12 protein-coding genes are annotated in these 19,004 nt (G+C 72.4%); all 12 read left to right on the forward strand.

Annotated elements, in window-relative coordinates; translation table 11 throughout:
* Positions 1-251: 251 nt before the first annotated feature.
* The 12 genes from ACIGYR_RS09500 (at position 252) to ACIGYR_RS09555 (ending at position 18,956) form a co-directional block, all read left to right on the forward strand.
* Positions 252-851: a hypothetical protein gene (locus ACIGYR_RS09500; protein WP_399596007.1), complete on the forward strand. Its 600-nt coding sequence runs from the start codon at positions 252-254 to the stop codon at positions 849-851.
* A gap of 37 nt (positions 852-888) precedes the next feature.
* Positions 889-2,010: a hypothetical protein gene (locus tag ACIGYR_RS09505; protein WP_399596005.1), complete on the forward strand. Its 1,122-nt coding sequence runs from the start codon at positions 889-891 to the stop codon at positions 2,008-2,010.
* A 46-nt stretch (positions 2,011-2,056) separates the two neighbouring features.
* The gene (locus tag ACIGYR_RS09510; protein WP_399596003.1) at positions 2,057-2,833 is read left to right on the forward strand and encodes a TIGR03936 family radical SAM-associated protein; all 777 of its coding nucleotides are present in this window, start codon (positions 2,057-2,059) and stop codon (positions 2,831-2,833) included.
* Positions 2,834-3,095: 262 nt separating this feature from the next.
* Complete coding sequence (locus tag ACIGYR_RS09515) at positions 3,096-7,733, forward strand: Rne/Rng family ribonuclease (RefSeq protein WP_399596002.1); 4,638 nt, start codon at positions 3,096-3,098, stop codon at positions 7,731-7,733.
* A gap of 335 nt (positions 7,734-8,068) precedes the next feature.
* Positions 8,069-8,389, forward strand: a complete 321-nt coding sequence (rplU, locus tag ACIGYR_RS09520; RefSeq protein WP_189948455.1) for a 50S ribosomal protein L21 — start codon at positions 8,069-8,071, stop codon at positions 8,387-8,389.
* A 14-nt stretch (positions 8,390-8,403) separates the two neighbouring features.
* Positions 8,404-8,658 (forward strand): 50S ribosomal protein L27, encoded by a 255-nt coding sequence (gene rpmA / locus ACIGYR_RS09525; protein ID WP_023550764.1) that lies wholly within the window; start codon positions 8,404-8,406, stop codon positions 8,656-8,658.
* A 119-nt stretch (positions 8,659-8,777) separates the two neighbouring features.
* On the forward strand, positions 8,778-10,226 hold the full coding sequence (gene obgE, locus ACIGYR_RS09530; RefSeq protein WP_399596000.1) for a GTPase ObgE: 1,449 nt from the start codon (positions 8,778-8,780) through the stop codon (positions 10,224-10,226).
* 1,285 nt (positions 10,227-11,511) lie between these two features.
* A complete protein-coding gene (locus ACIGYR_RS09535) occupies positions 11,512-13,008 on the forward strand; it encodes an SDR family NAD(P)-dependent oxidoreductase (RefSeq protein ID WP_399595999.1) in 1,497 nt (498 codons plus the stop codon).
* A 172-nt stretch (positions 13,009-13,180) separates the two neighbouring features.
* Complete coding sequence (locus tag ACIGYR_RS09540; RefSeq protein WP_399595997.1) at positions 13,181-15,301, forward strand: hypothetical protein; 2,121 nt, start codon at positions 13,181-13,183, stop codon at positions 15,299-15,301.
* Positions 15,302-15,712: 411 nt separating this feature from the next.
* Positions 15,713-16,819, forward strand: a complete 1,107-nt coding sequence (gene proB, locus ACIGYR_RS09545) for a glutamate 5-kinase (RefSeq protein WP_391839684.1) — start codon at positions 15,713-15,715, stop codon at positions 16,817-16,819.
* A 187-nt stretch (positions 16,820-17,006) separates the two neighbouring features.
* Positions 17,007-17,432 (forward strand): hypothetical protein, encoded by a 426-nt coding sequence (locus ACIGYR_RS09550; protein ID WP_391838346.1) that lies wholly within the window; start codon positions 17,007-17,009, stop codon positions 17,430-17,432.
* A 237-nt stretch (positions 17,433-17,669) separates the two neighbouring features.
* Complete coding sequence (locus tag ACIGYR_RS09555) at positions 17,670-18,956, forward strand: glutamate-5-semialdehyde dehydrogenase (RefSeq protein WP_399595994.1); 1,287 nt, start codon at positions 17,670-17,672, stop codon at positions 18,954-18,956.
* The last annotated feature ends 48 nt before the right edge of the window (positions 18,957-19,004 follow it).

Raw genomic sequence — 19,004 nt, forward strand, 5'->3', positions numbered from 1 at the left:
GGGGGCGTACGGGCATGCTCACGCCGGCCGGGGGGCGAGGGGCGCGTACCGGCGTGGCCAAGCCGGGGTCGGTCCCCTCACGTCGTCGGCGTCGACATCAACAACCGTCCGCACCGCACGGCAGGCGGTGTAGGGCCCGGACCGTACGGCAGGCGGTGTACCGGCCCGGACCGTACGACAGGCGGTGGACGACCCAGTGACCGCACGATAGGGGAGGAGGGGGTGACCGCCAGACCGGTGGGAGGAACGCCATGGCTCAGCAGACGGCGACGAAGGCCCCGACCAAGAAGCCCGTCAGCGCGGGCGGCATCTTCCTCTCGTTCGCCCCGTGGATCATCTTCGGGGTGGTGGCGAGCCCCAGCACCTGGGAGTACGCGGCCCTTGCCGCCCTGGTCGCCTCGATCGTCCTGTCCGGACAGGACGTGCTGCACGGCAACCTCCGCGTCCTCGACCTCACCGGCATCGTGTTCTTCGCCGTGCTCTCGGTCCTCGCGCTGGCCCTGGACCGCGGGCAGCTCCGCTGGCTGGAGACGTACGCCCAGGTCATCTCGAACGGGCTGGTGGCCGTGGTGGCGCTCGGGTCGCTGTTCGTCGACCCGTTCACCGCGCAGTACGCCCGCGAGCAGACACCCCGCGAGGTGTGGGACTCGCCCGTCTTCACGCACATCAACCGCGTGCTGACGGCCGTGTGGGGGGCGGCCTTCGTCCTCATGACGGTCTCGACCTGGCTGGCCGTGCGGTACCCGGCCCAGGACGACTGGTTCAACTGGGTCGTCCCCATCGCCCTGCTGGTGGTGGCCGTGAAGTTCACGGCGCGCTACCCGGAGGCGTACAAGGCCCGCACGACGTAGCCGGATCCGGACAGGCGGTCCGTGCGTCTACCCCTGTATGGATCCTCAGAAACCGCCGTCCCCGCCGCCTCCGCCGGCACCGCCGGAAGGGTGCCTCGTCGTCGCAGTCCGCCTGCCGGTGCGGATCGTCGTCCTCGTGCTGGTCGTGCCCGTGCGGATGGTGTGGGACGCGCTCGTCGTCACCGGGCGGCTTCTGCGGGACACGGTGCTCAGGCCGCTCGGGCGGGCCCTGCTGCGGACCGGCAGGGCCCTGTTCGTGTGGCCGTTCGTGGGCCTGTGGCGGTACGTCCTGGTCCCCCTCGGCAAGGCGCTCGGATGGCTCGGCCGCGTCCTCGTCGTCGTACCGGCGCTGTGGTTGCACCGGTACGTCCTCACCCCCGTCGGGCACGCCGTCGCCTGGCTGGCGCGCGGGATCGGCGCCGGGCTGGCGTGGGTGTACGCGCGCGTGCTGTGCCCGGCCGGGCATGCGCTGACCTGGCTGCTGAAGGGCGTCGGCGCGGTACTGGCGGCCCTCGGGACCGGCGTCAGCACAGCCGTCGCCTGGCTCGCGCGGTACCTCGTCGTCGTGCCCGCGCGATGGCTGTACACCTGGATCCTCGCGCCCGTCGGCCGGGCCGTCGCCTGGTGCGCGCGCGGGCTCGGACGGCTGCTCGCACTGCTCGCCACCGGGGTCGGCCTGGCCCTGTACTGGACCGCCCGTGTGCTGCTCGTCCTGCCCGCGCTCGCGCTGTGGCGCTGGGTGCTGGCGCCCGTCGGGCGGTTTCTCGCCGTCGTCGCACGCGAGGTGGGGGAGGCCCTCGGGCACGCCTGGCGGGTGGCCGGACGGATCTCGCGGGCCGTCGGGCGGGTGCTCGGGACCCTCTTCCGGTGGATCTTCGTGGAGCCGGTGCGCTGGGTGTACCGGACCGTCCTCACACCGGTCGGGCACGCCGTACGGCACGCCGTCCTGCGGCCCGTCGCCGCGGGCGTGCGCGCGGTGGGTCGGGTCACGCGCGAGGCGCTGACCTCGGCCCGGGACACGGTGCGGCAGGCCCGCGCGGAGTTCCGGCGGATGCTCTTCGGCGCGCCCCCGCGACCGGCAGCGGGGGACCGGCGGGAACCCGTGGCCCGCGACACACGTACTCTTGGTAGAAGCACGACCGCTCTCACGAAGGACTAGGACACTGGGCAAGCGACAGCCCGAAGGCCCGCCGCCCGCACCTGCGGTGCAGCGCATCCGACTGCGCTACACCAAGCGCGGCCGCCTGAGGTTCACCAGCCACCGAGACTTCCAGCGCGCCTTCGAGCGTGCGCTGCGCCGCGCCGAGGTGCCCATGGCGTACTCGGCCGGATTCACGCCGCACCCGAAGGTGTCGTACGCCAATGCCGCACCCACCGGCACGGGCAGTGAGGCGGAGTACCTGGAGATCGCGCTCACCGCACCGCGCGACCCCGAGCTCCTGCGCGCCCTCCTCGACGAGTCGCTGCCCACCGGGCTCGACATCGTCGATGCGGTCGAGGCACGGGCCTCGGGCCTCGCCGACCGGCTGACGGCCTCCGTCTGGGAGCTGCGGCTGGACGGTGTCGACCCGGCCGACGCCGAGCGCGCGGTCGAGTCCTTCAACCGGGCCGAGACCGTCGAGGTCCAGCGGACGACCAAGAACGGTGTCCGCACCTTCGACGCCCGCCCGGCCGTGGTGAGCCTGGAAACGCACGGTGCACCGGCTGATAGGCCGACCGACCACCCCTGTGCGATACTGCGGCTGGTTGTTCGGCACGTGACGCCTGCCGTACGACCCGACGACGTCCTGTCCGGTCTCCGCGCCGTGGCCGACCTGGCGCCGCCGGTCCCCGCAGCGGTGACCAGGCTGGCGCAGGGGCTGTTCGATGAAGAGACCGGCACGGTGACCGACCCGCTCGCGCCCGACCGCGAGGCAGCCGAGGCCCTGACGGCCTCACCGGTTGCCGCCGCGACGGCGCCGACGCCGGAAGGTCCCGCGTAGGGACGGACGTCGTAGCGCCGCCCTCGTACTCGGGAGCCACCTGGGTCGGGCAGCGCACCCACCAGAAGACTTTCGCCAGGCCGTACCGACAAGGCGTACGGAACCGGCGAGACAGGACACAGAGTGCTCCCGTGCGGCGCCCGCGCCCCGGACGGCGGCCATCGCGCTTCGCGCGGGCCGCGGACGTCAACGGCGGACGGTCCCCTGAGACCGGCGTCGGACCAGGTGCGGCGCCCGGGAGCCTGACGGGAGAAACGCCCGCATGCTCGAGCCGACCGAACCCCATGAGGGTTCCGAACTGAACACTCCCAGCGACACGCTGCCGCCGCGCAAGCGTCGCCGTGCCGCCTCGCGCCCGGCGGGCCCGCCCGCGGCCGGGGAGGCGCCCGCCGAGGTCACCGTGCCGGCCATACCGGCCGCGGAGGCCGACGAGGTCACCGAGGTGGTCGAGGCTGCCGATACGGACGAGGTTGTCGAAACCGCCGGTGCAGAAGAGGCAGACGAGGCAGACGTGACCGAAGAGACCGAACAGCCCGCTGCCGTCGAGGAGCCCGCCCCCGCGCGTCCGCGTCGCCGGGCCACCCGCCGCGCGTCCGCGCCCGCCGGTGCGCCGACGTCCGCCGAGGCCGTCGAGACCGTCGTACCGGCCGCGTCCGCCGCGGAGCCGGTGTCCGTCGCCGAGGCAGGCGCCGTCGTCGTGGGCGAGGAGGCGGCACCGCGTCGCGCCCGGCGCCGGGCCACGCGCAGCGTCACCGCGCCGGTCGCCGGTGCCGAGGCCGGTGCGACCACCGAGACCACCGCCGCCCAGGCCCCTGCCGGGGCTCCCGCCGCGGAGGCGACCACGGAAAAGGCTGCCGAGGCCGCTCCCGCCGGACGTCCGCGCCGCCGTGCGACCCGTCGTGCGTCGGCTCCCGCCGGTGCGCCGGGAGCCGACGCAGGCGAGGCCGTTGAGACCGTGGTCCCGGCCGCCGCCGCGTCCGGTACGGCCACCGCCGTCGAGGCCCAGACCGCCCAGGAGCCCGCCGCCGACGCCCCCGCCGCCGAGGCCGCGCCCGCGCGTCCGCGTCGGCGTGCCACGCGCCGGGTGTCGGCGCCCATCGCCGCTCCGCAGGGTGCCGAAGAGGCTTCCGTCGTCGTCGCTCCGCAGGGTGCGCAGGAGGCTCCGGCCGCCGCCGTGGCCGCGGAGCCGGAGGCCGCCCCGGAGACCGGGTCCGCCGGCGAGGCCCCCGCCGCCGAGGCCGCGCCCGCGCGTCCGCGTCGGCGTGCCACGCGCCGGGTGTCGGCGCCCATCGCGGCTCCGCAGGGGGCCGAAGAGGCTTCCGTCGTCGTCGCTCCGCAGGGTGCGCAGGAGGCTCCGGCCGCCGCCGTGGCCGCGGAGCCCGAGGCCGTCCAGGAGACCGAGGCCGCTCCGGCAGGGCAGGAAGCGCCCGCCGCCGAGGAGGCCGCCGCCGAGGAGGCCGCTCCGCGCCGTACCCGCCGCCGTGCCACCCGCCGGGGCGCCGCGCCCTCCGGTACGGCCGGAAGCGAGGAAGCCGCCGAGGTGACGGCCCAGGAGACCCCGGCCGCCGCCGAGACCGCACGGCCCGAGGCGCCCGCGACCGCGCCCACGGCCGAGCCGGCCCCCGCCGCCGAGGCCCCGCAGCCTGCCGCCGAGACCGGGGCGCCGCGCCGGTCCCGGCGCCGGGTCGTACGGGCCGCGTCCGGTTTCACCGAGCCCCCGCAGACCGCCGCGCCCGCCGAGGGCGAGACCGAGGGCGGACGCCGGCCCGCCCGCCCCGCCGTCGCGGTCTTCCAGGCGCCGGTGTTCACCGAGCCCAGGTTCCAGACCCCGGAGCGGGCCGCCGCCGAGGCCGCCGCCGAGGCCACCGAGCCGGAGGAGACCGAGGAGTACGCGGAGGAGCGCGTCGAGACCGGTGGCCGCCGGCGCCGGCGCCGCCGCGGTGCCGCCGCCGAGGAGACCCGGCCGGCCGAGGCCGTCACCGAGGAAGAGAAGCCGGACGAGGCCGAGGAGGCCCCGGAGTCCGCCGAGGACCTCGCCGAGGGCGACGAGGACGACGAGACCGAGGGCGCCGAGGGCTTCGAGGAGTCCGGTGCGCGCCGCCGTCGCCGCCGTGGCGGCCGCCGTCGCCGTCGCGGTGACGCCGCCGAGGGCGAGGGCGCGGACGCCGAGGCCGACGAGCTGGCCGCCGAGCAGGCCGCGCAGGACGCCGAGGACACCGCCGAGCAGGAGGAAGAGGACACCGAGGAGGCCCACGGCGAGGAGTACGGCGGGTCCAGCTCCAGCAGCCGTCGTCGCCGTCGCCGTCGTCGTCGCGCCGGTGACTCCGGCCTCGACGCCGAGCCGTCCGACGACGACCCGGAGCGCACGGTCGTCAAGGTCCGCGAGCCGCGCAAGCCCAGCGAGCCGTCCGACGAGGTGCAGTCCATCAAGGGCTCGACCCGTCTGGAAGCCAAGAAGCAGCGCCGCCGGGAAGGCCGTGAGCAGGGGCGCCGCCGCGTCCCGATCATCACCGAGGCCGAGTTCCTGGCCCGCCGCGAGGCCGTCGAGCGCGTGATGGTCGTCCGCCAGCACGGCGACCGTACCCAGATCGGCGTCCTGGAGGACGGCGTGCTCGTCGAGCACTACGTCAACAAGGAGCAGTCGACCTCGTACGTCGGCAACGTCTACCTGGGCAAGGTCCAGAACGTGCTGCCGTCGATGGAGGCCGCCTTCATCGACATCGGCAAGGGCCGCAACGCCGTCCTGTACGCCGGTGAGGTCAACTTCGAGGCGCTGGGCATGGCCAACGGCCCGCGCCGTATCGAGTCCGCCCTGAAGTCCGGCCAGTCGGTCCTCGTCCAGGTGACGAAGGACCCGATCGGGCACAAGGGCGCGCGACTGACCAGCCAGGTCTCCCTGCCGGGCCGCTACCTCGTGTACGTCCCCGAGGGCTCGATGACCGGCATCAGCCGCAAGCTGCCCGACACCGAGCGGGCCCGGCTGAAGACCATCCTCAAGAAGATCGTCCCCGAGGACGCGGGCGTGATCGTGCGTACCGCGGCCGAGGGCGCGAGCGAGGACGAGCTGCGCCGGGACGTCGAGCGGCTGCAGGCGCAGTGGGAGGACATCCAGAAGAAGGCCAAGACCGGCAACGCGCCGACGCTGCTGTACGGCGAGCCGGACATGACCGTCCGGGTCGTGCGCGACATCTTCAACGAGGACTTCACCAAGGTCGTCGTCAGCGGTGACGAGGCATGGTCGACCATCCACGGGTACGTCTCGCACGTCGCCCCCGACCTGGCCGACCGGCTGTCGAAGTGGACGTCCGAGATCGACGTCTTCGCCACCTACCGGATCGACGAGCAGCTCGCCAAGGCGCTGGACCGTAAGGTCTGGCTGCCCAGCGGCGGTTCCCTGGTGATCGACCGGACCGAGGCGATGGTCGTCGTCGACGTCAACACCGGCAAGTTCACCGGCCAGGGCGGCAACCTGGAGGAGACGGTCACCAGGAACAACCTGGAGGCGGCCGAGGAGATCGTGCGTCAGCTGCGGCTGCGCGACCTCGGCGGCATCATCGTGATCGACTTCATCGACATGGTCCTGGAGTCGAACCGCGACCTGGTGCTGCGCCGCCTGCTGGAGTGCCTGGGCCGGGACCGTACGAAGCACCAGGTGGCCGAGGTGACCTCGCTGGGCCTGGTGCAGATGACCCGCAAGCGGGTCGGCCAGGGCCTGCTGGAGTCCTTCTCGGAGACCTGCGTCCACTGCAACGGCCGCGGTGTCATCGTCCACCTGGACCAGGCCACCGTGAACGGTGGCGGCGGCAGGCGCAAGAAGCGCGGCGGCCGGGGCGGCGAGGCCCAGGAGCACGTGCACGAGACCGCCGCCGTGGTCGTCGAGACCGGCGAGGCCGTCGAGCCCGAGGTGGAGACCGCCGTGGAGGTGGCCGCCGAGGTCGCCGAGCCGGTCGCCCTGCCCGCGCCCGACTTCACGCCGGACGAGGAGCTGTACAGCAGCGTCGCCGAGGCGGAGGCGGCGGCCGGCCGTGGCCGTACGCGGCGCCGGGCGGGCCGCCGGGCGTCGGCTCCGGCGGGCGCGCCGAAGGCGGAGAAGGCCACGAAGGCCGAGGCCGCTCGTGGTCAGGCCCGGACGACCGAGCCCGCGAAGGCCGAGGCCGCGAAGGCCGAGGTTTCGCCGGAAGAGGCCCCGACCGCACAGGACGTCACCGCCGAGGAGGCGGCTGCGCGCCCGGTGCAGCCGGAGTCGGCCGCCGAGGCGCTGGCCGAGCCCGCGGCCGCCGAGGACCAGGTGGTCCCGGCGCCGCAGGCCGAGGCACCGGCCGCCGAGGAGGCCGCGCCCAAGGGCCGTACGCGACGCCGGGCGACCCGGAAGGTGTCGGCCCCGGCCGGTTCTCCCGCGGGCGCCGAGGCGACCGTGGTGACGGTGCCGGAGGCCGCGCCCGAGGCACCGGCCGAGCGTCCCGTCGCCGAGGCACCGGCCGAGGAGGCACCCGCCCCCGCGCCCGCCGAGACCGCCGCCGCGCCAGCTCGCCCGCGCCGCCGTGCGGTGCGCAAGGCCACCGCGCCGACCGCGTCCGAGGAGGCGGCCGTCGTGGTCGTCCCGTCGGCCGCGGCCGAGGAGACCACGGCGGCGGAGGCTCCGGCGACGCAGGCCCCGGTGACCGCGGAGGCGGCTGCCGGGGAGCCGGCGGCCGAGGAGGTCGCGCCGGCCAAGAAGACCGCCCGCAAGGCGGCCAAGAAGGCCACGGCGAAGAAGACCGCCGCCAAGAAGACCGCCGCCAAGAAGACGGTCGCCAAGAAGACGACGGCCAAGAAGGCGACGAAGACCGCCAAGACGGCCGCCGCGAAGTCGACGGCGAAGAAGACCACCACGGTCTCCACCGCCGGCGACGAGGACTGACACCCGCGGTCCGCGGCCGGTCCGGTCACCCACGACCGGACCGGCCGCGCACCTGTGGGGCCCGTCCCGCACCCGTGGTGCGGGCTCCCCACGTGGTGCCCGTCCCATGCCCGTGAGGTCCGTCCCGAGTGACGGTCCGCACAACCCCCGGGGCCCGGTTTGACCCTCTCGGTCGTGGCCCCGTAACCTGGACCGTCGGCGTGTCCACTGCACACGTCACATCCCCGTAAACCTCTTCCTCCCGGGCGCAAGGCGGGCCGGGAGAGGTCGTCCGTGGTCTTCCCGGGCGACTGGCCTGCGGGGGTGCCGTTTCTTCGAGCGAAAGTGAGATCCGCGTGTACGCCATCGTGCGCAGCGGTGGTCGCCAGCACAAGGTTGCTGTCGGCGACATCGTTGAGGTTGACAAGATTTCCACTGCCAATGTTGGCGACACGGTCGAGCTCTCGACCCTGCTCGTTGTCGACGGCGACGCTGTGACCAGCGACCCGTGGGTGCTGGCCGGCATCAAGGTCCAGGCCGAGGTCGTGGACCACCACAAGGGCCAGAAGATCGACATTCTGCGCTACAAGAACAAGACCGGCTACCGCCGTCGGCAGGGCCACCGCCAGCAGTACACGGCGATCAAGGTCACGTCGATCCCCACGGCTGCGAAGTAAGGGACTGAGGAGAAATGGCACACAAGAAGGGCGCATCGTCCACCCGGAACGGTCGCGACTCCAATGCCCAGCGGCTCGGCGTGAAGCGCTTCGGCGGTCAGGTCGTCAACGCGGGTGAGATCCTGGTCCGCCAGCGCGGCACCCACTTCCACCCCGGCGCCGGTGTCGGCCGTGGCGGCGATGACACGCTGTTCGCCCTCCAGGCCGGTGCGGTGGAGTTTGGTACCCACCGTGGCCGCAAGGTCGTGAACATCGTTCCGGTCGCCTGAATCGTCTGATTCAGCACCGAACGTTTCGCGAGGCGGACCTCACTTCCCGGTTGGGAAGAGGGTCCGCCTTTCGCGTGTTGACAACTAGACATACCCGCACTTCCTGGAGGCACTGAACCATGACCACCTTCGTGGACCGCGTCGAACTGCATGTCGCCGCGGGTAGCGGAGGCCACGGCTGTGCCTCCGTTCACCGTGAGAAGTTCAAGCCGCTCGGCGGCCCCGACGGCGGCAACGGCGGCCGTGGCGGTGACGTCATCCTGACCGTCGACCAGTCGGTCACGACGCTGCTCGACTATCACCACTCCCCGCACCGCAAGGCCACCAACGGCAAGCCCGGCGAGGGCGGCAATCGCTCCGGCAAGGACGGCGAGGACCTGGTCCTGCCGGTGCCGGACGGCACGGTCGTCCTGGACAAGGCCGGCAACGTCCTCGCCGACCTGGTCGGCCACGGCACCTCGTACATCGCCGCGCAGGGCGGCCGGGGCGGTCTCGGCAACGCCGCGCTGGCCTCCGCCCGCCGCAAGGCGCCCGGCTTCGCGCTGCTGGGCGTGCCCGGCGAGCTCCAGGACATCGTCCTGGAGCTGAAGACCGTCGCCGACGTGGCCCTCGTCGGCTACCCGAGCGCCGGCAAGTCCTCGCTGATCTCCGTGCTCAGCGCGGCCAAGCCGAAGATCGCCGACTATCCGTTCACGACGCTGGTCCCGAACCTGGGCGTCGTGACCGCGGGCTCCACCGTGTACACCATCGCCGACGTGCCCGGTCTCATCCCCGGCGCCAGCCAGGGCCGCGGTCTGGGCCTGGAGTTCCTGCGGCACGTGGAGCGGTGCAGCGTCCTGGTGCACGTGCTGGACACCGCGACGCTGGAGTCGGACCGCGACCCGGTCTCCGACCTCGACATCATCGAGGAGGAGCTGCGGCAGTACGGCGGGCTCGACAACCGGCCCCGCATCGTCGTCATGAACAAGGTCGACGTACCGGACGGCAAGGACCTCGCCCAGATGGTCCGCCCCGACCTGGAGGCCCGTGGCTACCGGGTCTTCGAGGTGTCGGCCGTGGCCCACATCGGGCTGCGGGAGCTGTCTTTCGCGCTCGGTGAGCTGGTCGCCGGGGCGCGTGCCGCGAAGCCGAAGGAGGAGGCGACCCGGATCGTCATCCGGCCCAAGGCCGTGGACGACGCGGGCTTCACCGTCGTCCGCGAGGAGGCCGGCGGCGAGCTGCTGTTCCGGGTGCGCGGCGAGAAGCCCGAACGCTGGGTGCGGCAGACCGACTTCAACAACGACGAGGCCGTCGGCTACCTCGCCGACCGGCTCAACCGCCTCGGGGTGGAGGAGCGGCTGATGAAGGCGGGCGCCCGCGCGGGCGACGGCGTCGCCATCGGCCCCGAGGAGAACGCGGTCGTCTTCGACTGGGAGCCGACCGTCATGGCCGGCGCCGAGATGCTCGGCCGCCGCGGCGAGGACCACCGCCTCGACGCGCCCCGGCCCGCGGCGCAGCGCCGCAGGGACAAGCAGGCCGAGCGCGACGACGCGACGCGGGAGTACGACGAGTTCGACCCGTTCGAGTAAGGGCGTACTGCCCGTCCGCCGGGCGCCCGACGAGCCGAACACCGGCCCCACCGGTCGAGGCCTCGGCGGGTTACGCCGGCCCACCCCGCTGAGCCGCACCGCGCGACACGCAGAGGATCCAGGTCCGCTGCGTGTCGCGCGTTTCTGTCTTCCGGCCCCTGGAGAGCCGGCAGTCCCTGCCTTCCGGCCCCCGGAGCCGGCACGCGGCCTGAGCGGCAGGACGACACCCGACAGGACCGACACCTGACAGGACGCCCCGGACATACCATCAGATCCCTTGTCGCACGGGGGCTTTCCCGCGCCGCAAGGGATCTTTGCCGTTCGGCCGGCCGGACCGACGCGCCGTCCCGGACGCCCCGGCAGCCCCGCAGTGACCAGGCCACCAGCGCGACACCTGGGACGGCCACCGGGTGGAGGGCGGCGCCCTGCTGGACCGCGTGCACGTCATTGGTCACGCTGCGTCCGCTCGCCAGGATCATGACCTCACGGTGACGGCGGTACGCGCGGAGCCTACTTCGCACCGGCTACGAAACTCGGCTGGAGCACACACCGCGCGGACCACCGTACGAGAAAGCCGGCCCCCGGCTGACGGCGGCGGCACCGGCGGGATCGTCGGCCGAGCGCCGGGCCCGGGGCACCGTGCCGAGGCGGGTCGTCGTGGCCGTGCTGGACGGCCGTGACCGTGACCGGCTGCCCCGCGCTTTCGAGGCGCTGTCCGGACTTCCTGAGAATCTCCTTAATTCGATCCCGGACACCATGAATCGATCATTCACCCTGGTCGGGGCCTAAAATGCCGCGGGCTTTCGATGTGGAATTCCGTGAAAGTCGGCCGCTGAACGGACTGTATTATCGCCGCGTCCGTAACGGTGCGGTGTCGCATATGAAGGACTCGTGTATCCCGCCTGTCCGGGGTGTGCAGGTTCATACGCTCGTCCGGCGTCGAGTCGGCGGCCGCGATCGGCACCACGCCGGCTTCGGTCATCTCGGCGGCGGGCGGCACCGCCCCGGCTTGCAGCCTGCTCCAGGCGCCATCAGGGCAGCTCGTACGGGCCCTCGGGCACCGCCGACCGGGATGGCCGGCGCGCGCTTAAACGCGTTCAGCCGAATATGTGGACTTACTCACAGCAATTCCACAGGTGTTCACATCGCCTGCCGATATTCATCCGGAGTGCGAGGTGAACAATAAGTTGCGTGCGCATATGGAGTGCTGGTCACTCACCTTGCATCGCGGTTACCGAAAGTGGGAGCATTCCCCGGTTCCCTGACGCCCCAAGGTAGGTCACCTGTGTCCCAGCACATAGCAAAGCCCCGTACCACCGCAGTGATTCTGGCTGGTGGAACCGGTCAGCGGGTGGGTCTTTCGATCCCCAAGCAGTTGCTGAAGATCGCCGGAAAGGCAGTCATCGAGCACACCCTGGCCACCTTCGAGAGCGCCGACTCGATCGATGACGTCATCGTGCTGATGGCCCCGGGATACGTGCCCGACGTGGAGAAGCTCGTCGCAAAGGCCGGCTTCACCAAGGTGAAGAAAGTCATCGAGGGCGGCTCGACTCGGAACGAGACCACGGAGCGTGCCATCGTCGCGCTGGGTGAGGGCCTGTCCGAGGGCGAGGACCTCAACGTCCTCTTCCACGACGCCGTGCGTCCGCTGCTCTCGCGGCGCGTCATCGACGACTGCGTGGCCGCGCTGGAGCGCTACCAGGCCGTGGACGTCGCCATCCCGTCCGCGGACACCATCATCGTCACGCGTACGCACGGCGAGGACGGCGAGTTCATCACCGAGATCCCGGACCGCTCGCGGCTGCGCCGCGGCCAGACCCCGCAGGCGTTCAAGCTGTCCACGATCAGCCACGCCTACGAGGTCGCCGCCGGCGACCCCAACTTCGTGGCCACGGACGACTGCTCGGTGGTCCTCAAGTACCTGCCGGACGTGCCGATCCACGTCGTCGCGGGTGACGAGTACAACATGAAGGTGACGCAGCCGGTCGACGTCTTCATCACCGACAAGCTGTTCCAGCTCGCCTCCACCGCCGCGCCCGAGCAGATCGGCGAGGACGCCTACCGCGACCTCCTCACCGGGAGGACGTTCGTGATCTTCGGCGGTTCCTACGGCATCGGCAAGGACCTCGCCGAACTCGCCGAGTCCTACGGCGCGAACGTCTACGCGCTGGGCCGCTCCACCACCGGCACCCATGTGGAGAACCCGGCGGAGGTCGACGACGCGCTGTCCACGGCGTACGCGGAGACCGGCCGGATCGACTACGTCGTCAACACCGCGGGCGTGCTGCGCATCGGCAAGCTCGCCGAGACCGACAGCGCCACCGTCGAGGAGGCGCTGAAGGTCAACTACCTCGCCCCGGTGCAGATCGCGCGCGCCTCCTACAAGTACCTGGCCGAGACCGAGGGCCAGTTCCTGCTGTACACCTCCAGCAGCTACACCCGCGGCCGTGCCGAGTACTCCCTGTACTCCTCCACCAAGGCGGCCATGGTGAACCTCACCCAGGCGCTGTCCGACGAGTGGGCCGCCGACGGCATCCGCGTCAACTGCATCAATCCCGAGCGCACCGCCACGCCGATGCGCACCAAGGCGTTCGGTGAGGAGCCCGCGAGCACCCTGCTCTCCTCCGAGGCCGTGGCCGGCACCTCCCTCGACGTGCTGCTGTCGGAGCTGACCGGGCATGTCATCGACGTCCGTCAGCAGGACCCCACCGCGGGCGCCGTCAAGGCGTCCGGCTTCGAGCAGGCGCTCGCCGCGCTGCTGGCCCGACAGGGAGACATGTGACATTGCGGACACATGCTTTCTGAAAGGCCGGGCCTCTGTGGCTGCTCATCCACGTGAGTACGCGCAGGGGCCTGATCCGTACACCGCGAAATCTCGTACGCCCTGTGAACTACCGGCATATCCGGCATCACCGAAAAAACTGGCACTCCCCCCTCCCAGAGCAGGTTTCTCCGTGATATCCACCGCTATTCGCGTCGCCCGGGTGGGCAACGCGGCCGAGCTGGCCGCGGCGGCCCTCCTGATACTGGGCTTCCCGGCGCTCATGCTGGCCGCGCTCGTCCCGAGCGTCCCCGCCTTCGCGGCCATGGCCGCCGTGACGTACCTGGCGGACCACTATCTGCACCGCAAGGGCAGCTACCTGATCAATCGCCTCAGCAAAGTCCGGGCGGGTCTGTCGATCCGCTTCCTGATCAGGCAGCTGCTGCTGGTCCTGCTGCTGGCCCGCCTGTCCCTCTCGGACGACCTGATCTTCTACGGCGCGGTCGCCTGCTTCATCGCCTTCTACGGACTGCAGGCCCCCCACAGCGCTCTGGTCGCCCTCATCCGCAACCGCCGCCGGATGCCGGTCGCCACCCGCAACATCGACCTGAAGGCCCGCGTCCGCATCCCGGACGCCCCGCCGCGCCGGTTGCTGCACCGCTCCGCGGAGAAGATGCTCCACCTCGACCTGCTGGCGGTCGCCGGCATCCTGGTCTCCGCCGGTCTCCACTCCACCGTCGCCGGCTTCACCGGCATCGGCCTCACCACCGGCCTCGGCTGCCTGTACGTCCTCGTCCTCATGCCGTACGTGCGCGGCCGGAAGATCCCGCCGCGGCCCGACGCCGTCCTCGCCGCCGTGGACGAATGGCTGACCGGCTACCGGCCCGAGACGGTCCTGTACTTCTCCGGCTCCAAGGACTCCGCCTACCAGGTCAACATGTGGCTGGAGACGATGGAGCAGCTGGACACCCGGCCGCTGATCATCCTCCGCGAGCGCGTCATCCTGAGCCACCTCGCGCCCACCACGGTCCCCGTCATCTGCGTGCCCGGAGGGGTGCACCTGATGAACCTGGACCTGTCGGCCGTGCGCGTCGCCCTGTACGCGGCCAACGTCGGCAAGAACATCCACCTGCTGCGCGTGCCCACCATGAAGCACGTCTTCATCGGCCACGGCGACAGCGACAAGCTCGCCAGCGTCAACCCGTACAGCAAGGTCTACGACGAGGTGTGGACCGCCGGCCGGGCCGGCCGTGACCGCTACGCCCTCGCCGACGTCGGCGTCCGCGACGACGACATCGTGGAGGTCGGCCGCCCCCAGCTCGCGCCCATCCGGAGCCGGCACGGCGTGCCCGAGGACCGTATCCCCACGGTCCTGTACGCCCCCACCTGGGAGGGGTGGGACGGCAACCCGGGCAACACCTCGATCGTCCTCGCCGGCGAGAACATCGTGACGAAGCTGATCGCCGCCGACCCGCCGGTCCGCGTCCTGTACAAGCCGCACCCGTTCACCGGCAACGTCAGCAAGGCCGCCAAGGCCGCCCATCAGCGCATCGCCGCCCTGGTCGAGAAGTCCGCCGCCGGACGCGCCGCCGACTCCCGCTTCACCGCCGACAGCGCCGCCATGGACCGGGCCAAGGCCGAACTGGCCCGCACCGAGGCCCGGCTCGCCGAGCTGGCCGGCACCGACGGCACCAAGGGCGACGAGGCCGAGGCCACCCGAGACGGCATCGTCGACGTGGCCCGGCACGAGGAGATCGCCCGGCTGCGCGCCCAGTGGAACGACGCCTACTGGCGCTCCTTCCCGTCGCACGAGCACCGCGTCATCAAGGGCGCCCAGCCGCGCCTGTACGACTGCTTCAACGTCTCCGACGCGATGGTCTCCGACATCTCCTCGGTGGTCTCCGACTTCATCGCGAGCGGCAAGCCGTACGCGGTCACCGACTCCGCGGAGGTGGGGGCCGGGGAGTTCAAGCGGCAGAACACGGCCGTGCGCGCCGCGGTGATCCTGTCCAACGGCGCGGCCGAGCTGGGCGGACTGCTGGACGCCGTACGGGACCCGGCCGCCGACCCGCTCGCGGACGCGCGCGCGGAGCTGAAGCAGTACCTGCTCGGGCCGGCCGAGCCGAGGTCGATCGACCAGTTCAACACCGCGGTCGCCGGCCTCGCCCTCAAGGCCGAGGCCCGCAACGTCGGCCAGCAGTCCCGGCCGGGCGCGGCGAACGCCGATCCCGCCGAGACGGACGAGCTGACCGACGCGGTGCCGGGCCAGCGCACCGCGTCGGCCGGAGAGACGGACAGCGCGGGTGTCGGCTGACCGACCCGCCGCGACCACCGGGCCCCGGGAGCACGCCTGTGTTCATTCACGCTGCTGCCGCAGTTACGCCGCTCGCCGTGCCGCCCGGACGCCGCTCGCTGTGCCGCCCGGACGCCGCTCCCCGTGCCGCCCGGACGGTGCTCGCCGTGCCGCCCGGGCGCCGCTCGCTGTGCCGCCCGGACGGTGCTCGCCGTGCCGCCCGGGCGCCGCTCCCCGTGCCCGCCCGATGCCGTCTGCCGTGCGGTTCGCCGGGCGGCAGGGGCGGCGTGCGTGGCCTTGCCGGGGACGCGAACGGTGCTGTCCGGGAGCTGGACCGATGTGCGGTGGGAGGTCCGCTTCCCGTAGATTTCCGAGCGGTGCAGCGGACCGAGGCGAGGGGCGGCAGGCAAGGTGGCAAGGGCAAGGCAGGCCGTGGGCGAGGCCCGCAGGATCGTCGTCAAGGTGGGCTCCTCCTCCCTGACCACCGCCGCGGGCGGCCTGGACGCCGACCGTGTCGACGCGCTGGTCGACGTGCTGGCCAAGAGCCGCAGCGGTGGGGAGAGGGAAGTCGTCCTGGTTTCCTCCGGCGCCATCGCCGCCGGCCTCGCCCCGCTCGGTCTGCGCCGCCGGCCCAAGGACCTCGCCCGCCAGCAGGCCGCCGCGAGCGTCGGCCAGGGCTTGCTCGTCGCCCGCTACACCGCCTCCTTCGCCCGCTACGGCGTCCGCGTCGGCCAAATCCTGCTCACCAGCGACGACATGAGTCGCCGCGCCCATCATCGCAACGCCTCCCGCACCCTCGACAAGCTGCTCGCGATGGGCGCCTTGCCGATCGTCAACGAGAACGACACCGTCGCCACCGACGAGATCCGCTTCGGTGACAACGACCGCCTCGCCGCCCTCGTCGCGCACCTCGTCCACGCCGACCTGCTGGTCCTCCTCTCCGACGTCGACGGCGTCTACGACGGCGATCCCAGCAAGCCCGGCACCTCCCGGATAGCGGAGGTGAAGGGCCCGGAGGATCTCGCCGGCGTCGAGATCGGCAGCACGGGCAAGGCCGGCGTCGGCACCGGCGGCATGGTCACCAAGGTGGAGGCCGCCCGCATCGCCGCCGCCGCCGGCATCCCCGTGGTGCTGACCAGTGCCGTCCACGCGGCCGAGGCCCTGGCCGGCGGTGACACCGGCACCTACTTCCACCCCACCGGCAAACGCTCCGCCGACCGGCTCCTCTGGCTCCAGCACGCCTCCACCCCGCAGGGCGCCCTCACCCTGGACGACGGCGCGGTGGACGCGGTCGTCAAGCGGCGCACATCGCTCCTACCGGCCGGAATCGCCGCCGTCGAGGGCGAGTTCAGCGCCGGCGACCCCGTCGAACTGCGCGACACGCAGGGCCGTGCGGTGGCCCGGGGGCTCGTCAACTTCGACTCCAAGGAGATCCCCCGACTGATCGGGCGTTCGACCCACGAGCTGGCACGCGAGCTGGGCCCGGGGTACGAACGCGAGGTCGTACACAGGGACGACCTGGTGCTCCTGCACGCGTGACTCTCGCAAAACCGCTCGTAAAACAGGACGTACGGAACGCCCCCGGTGGGGGACGTTCCGTAAAAGCACCACGCGGAGCCCTGCGGCCTGCTCAACTTTGTCTCGGGGACATGTTGAAAGAACACGTTCCGTCAAGAGCCCAAGCGAGCCATGCGGGCCTTGCCGGCCAAGCGTGAAGGAGGCCGTCGTGAGACGAGTGCGCCCTGGGGCGGCGTCCCGCGGTGCTCTGACGAGCGTCGCGGCCGGGGACACCTATGAGGAGCCCAAGGACCTGCCCAGGCTGTGGCACGTCACCCTGAGCGTCTCCGGGGAGAAGGTCCCCCTGCCCGACCTGCGGCGGGCCCTGGAACAGCTCGCCCACGACCACCCCTTCCTGCTGACCAGCAGATACGCGACCGACCACGCGGAGATCCGGTACTGGGAAGAGGCCCGCGACCTGCACGACGCCGCCGCCGTGGCGCTGCGCCTGTGGGGCGAGCACCGGCAGAGTGCCGGTCTGCCCGCCTGGGAGATCGTCGGCCTGGAGGTCATCGACCGCGAGACCTACCACCAACGCCTCGCCGAGGGATACGGCCCCCCGCCGGCGACACCGGTGGGCGTGCACCCGTTCTGAGCCGGTCGAGCCCGCGGAGCCGGGCGAACCGGGCGAGCCCGCCGAGCCCGCCGAGCCGGTCGAGCCCCGCTGAGCCGGGCGAACCGGGCGAGCTGGCGAGGGGCGAGCGAGGAAGGGACCGAGCCCGAGGAGGCGGCGGCCGGCCGTCACCCAGGCCGGAGACTTCACCCCTTTTGGGGTGTCTCGGGGTGTGGGACGACCGCTGAAGCGCGACGCCCCGCGCACTACCCTTCCCTCATGACCACGCTCTCGCCGTACGACTCGATGTCCCCGGTCACCCAGGCCGCCTACCGGGCCAAGGCCGCCGCCGCCGACCTCGCGCCGCTCCCGCGCGCCGTGAAGGACGACGCGCTGCTCGCCATCGCCGACGCCCTGGAAGTCCGGACCGCCGAGATCGTCGAGGCCAACGCCAAGGACGTGGCCAAGGCCCGGGAGAACGGCACCAGCGAGGCCATCGTCGACCGGCTGACCCTCACCCCCGAGCGGATCCGCGCCATCGCCGCCGATGTCCGCGACGTCGCGAAGCTGCCCGACCCGGTCGGCGAGGTCGTCCGCGGCTCCACCCTCCCCAACGGCATCGACCTGCGCCAGGTCCGCGTCCCGCTCGGCGTCGTCGGGATCATCTACGAGGCCCGCCCGAACGTCACCGTCGATGCCGCCGCCCTCTGCCTGAAGTCCGGCAACGCCGTCCTGCTGCGCGGCTCCGCCTCCGCCTACGAGTCCAACACCGCCCTCGTCCGGGTGATCCGGGACGCCGTCGGCGGTGCCGGACTGCCCGCCGACGCCGTCCAGCTCGTCCCCGGCGAGAGCCGCGAGTCCGTCCGCGAGCTGATGCGCGCCCGCGGCTTGGTCGACGTCCTCATCCCGCGCGGCGGCGCCTCCCTGATCCGGACCGTCGTCAACGAGTCGACGGTCCCCGTGATCGAGACCGGCACCGGCAACTGCCACGTCTACGTCGACGCCCAGGCCGACATCGACACGGCCGTCGAGATCCTGATCAACTCCAAGGCCCAGCGGGTCAGCGTCTGCAACGCCGCCGAGACCCTCCTCGTCCACCAGGACATCGCCCCCGAGTTCCTGCCCCGCGCCCTGGACGCCCTGGCCGAGGCCGGCGTCACCGTCCACGCCGACGAGCGGGTCATGGCCTACGCCAAGGACTCCAAGGCCACCGTGGTCGAGGCGACCGCCGAGGACTGGGAGACCGAGTACCTCTCCTACGACATCGCCGCCGCCGTCGTCGACTCCCTCGACCGGGCCGTCGAGCACATCCGGCTGTGGACCTCCGGCCACACCGAGGCCATCGTCACCACCTCCCAGCAGGCGGCCCGCCGCTTCACCCAGCTGGTCGACTCCACCACCGTCGCCGTGAACGCCTCCACCCGCTTCACCGACGGCGGCCAGTTCGGCTTCGGCGCCGAGATCGGCATCTCCACCCAGAAGCTGCACGCCCGCGGCCCGATGGGTCTGCCGGAGCTGACCAGCACGAAGTACATCGTCACCGGCGACGGGCACGTACGCCGCTGAGGTTCACCCGTTCGGCCCTGTCCGCCCGGCCCCTCGGCCGGACGCGGC

It is taken from the genome of Streptomyces sp. NPDC053076, from assembly GCF_044546845.1.
Classification (GTDB): domain Bacteria; phylum Actinomycetota; class Actinomycetes; order Streptomycetales; family Streptomycetaceae; genus Streptomyces.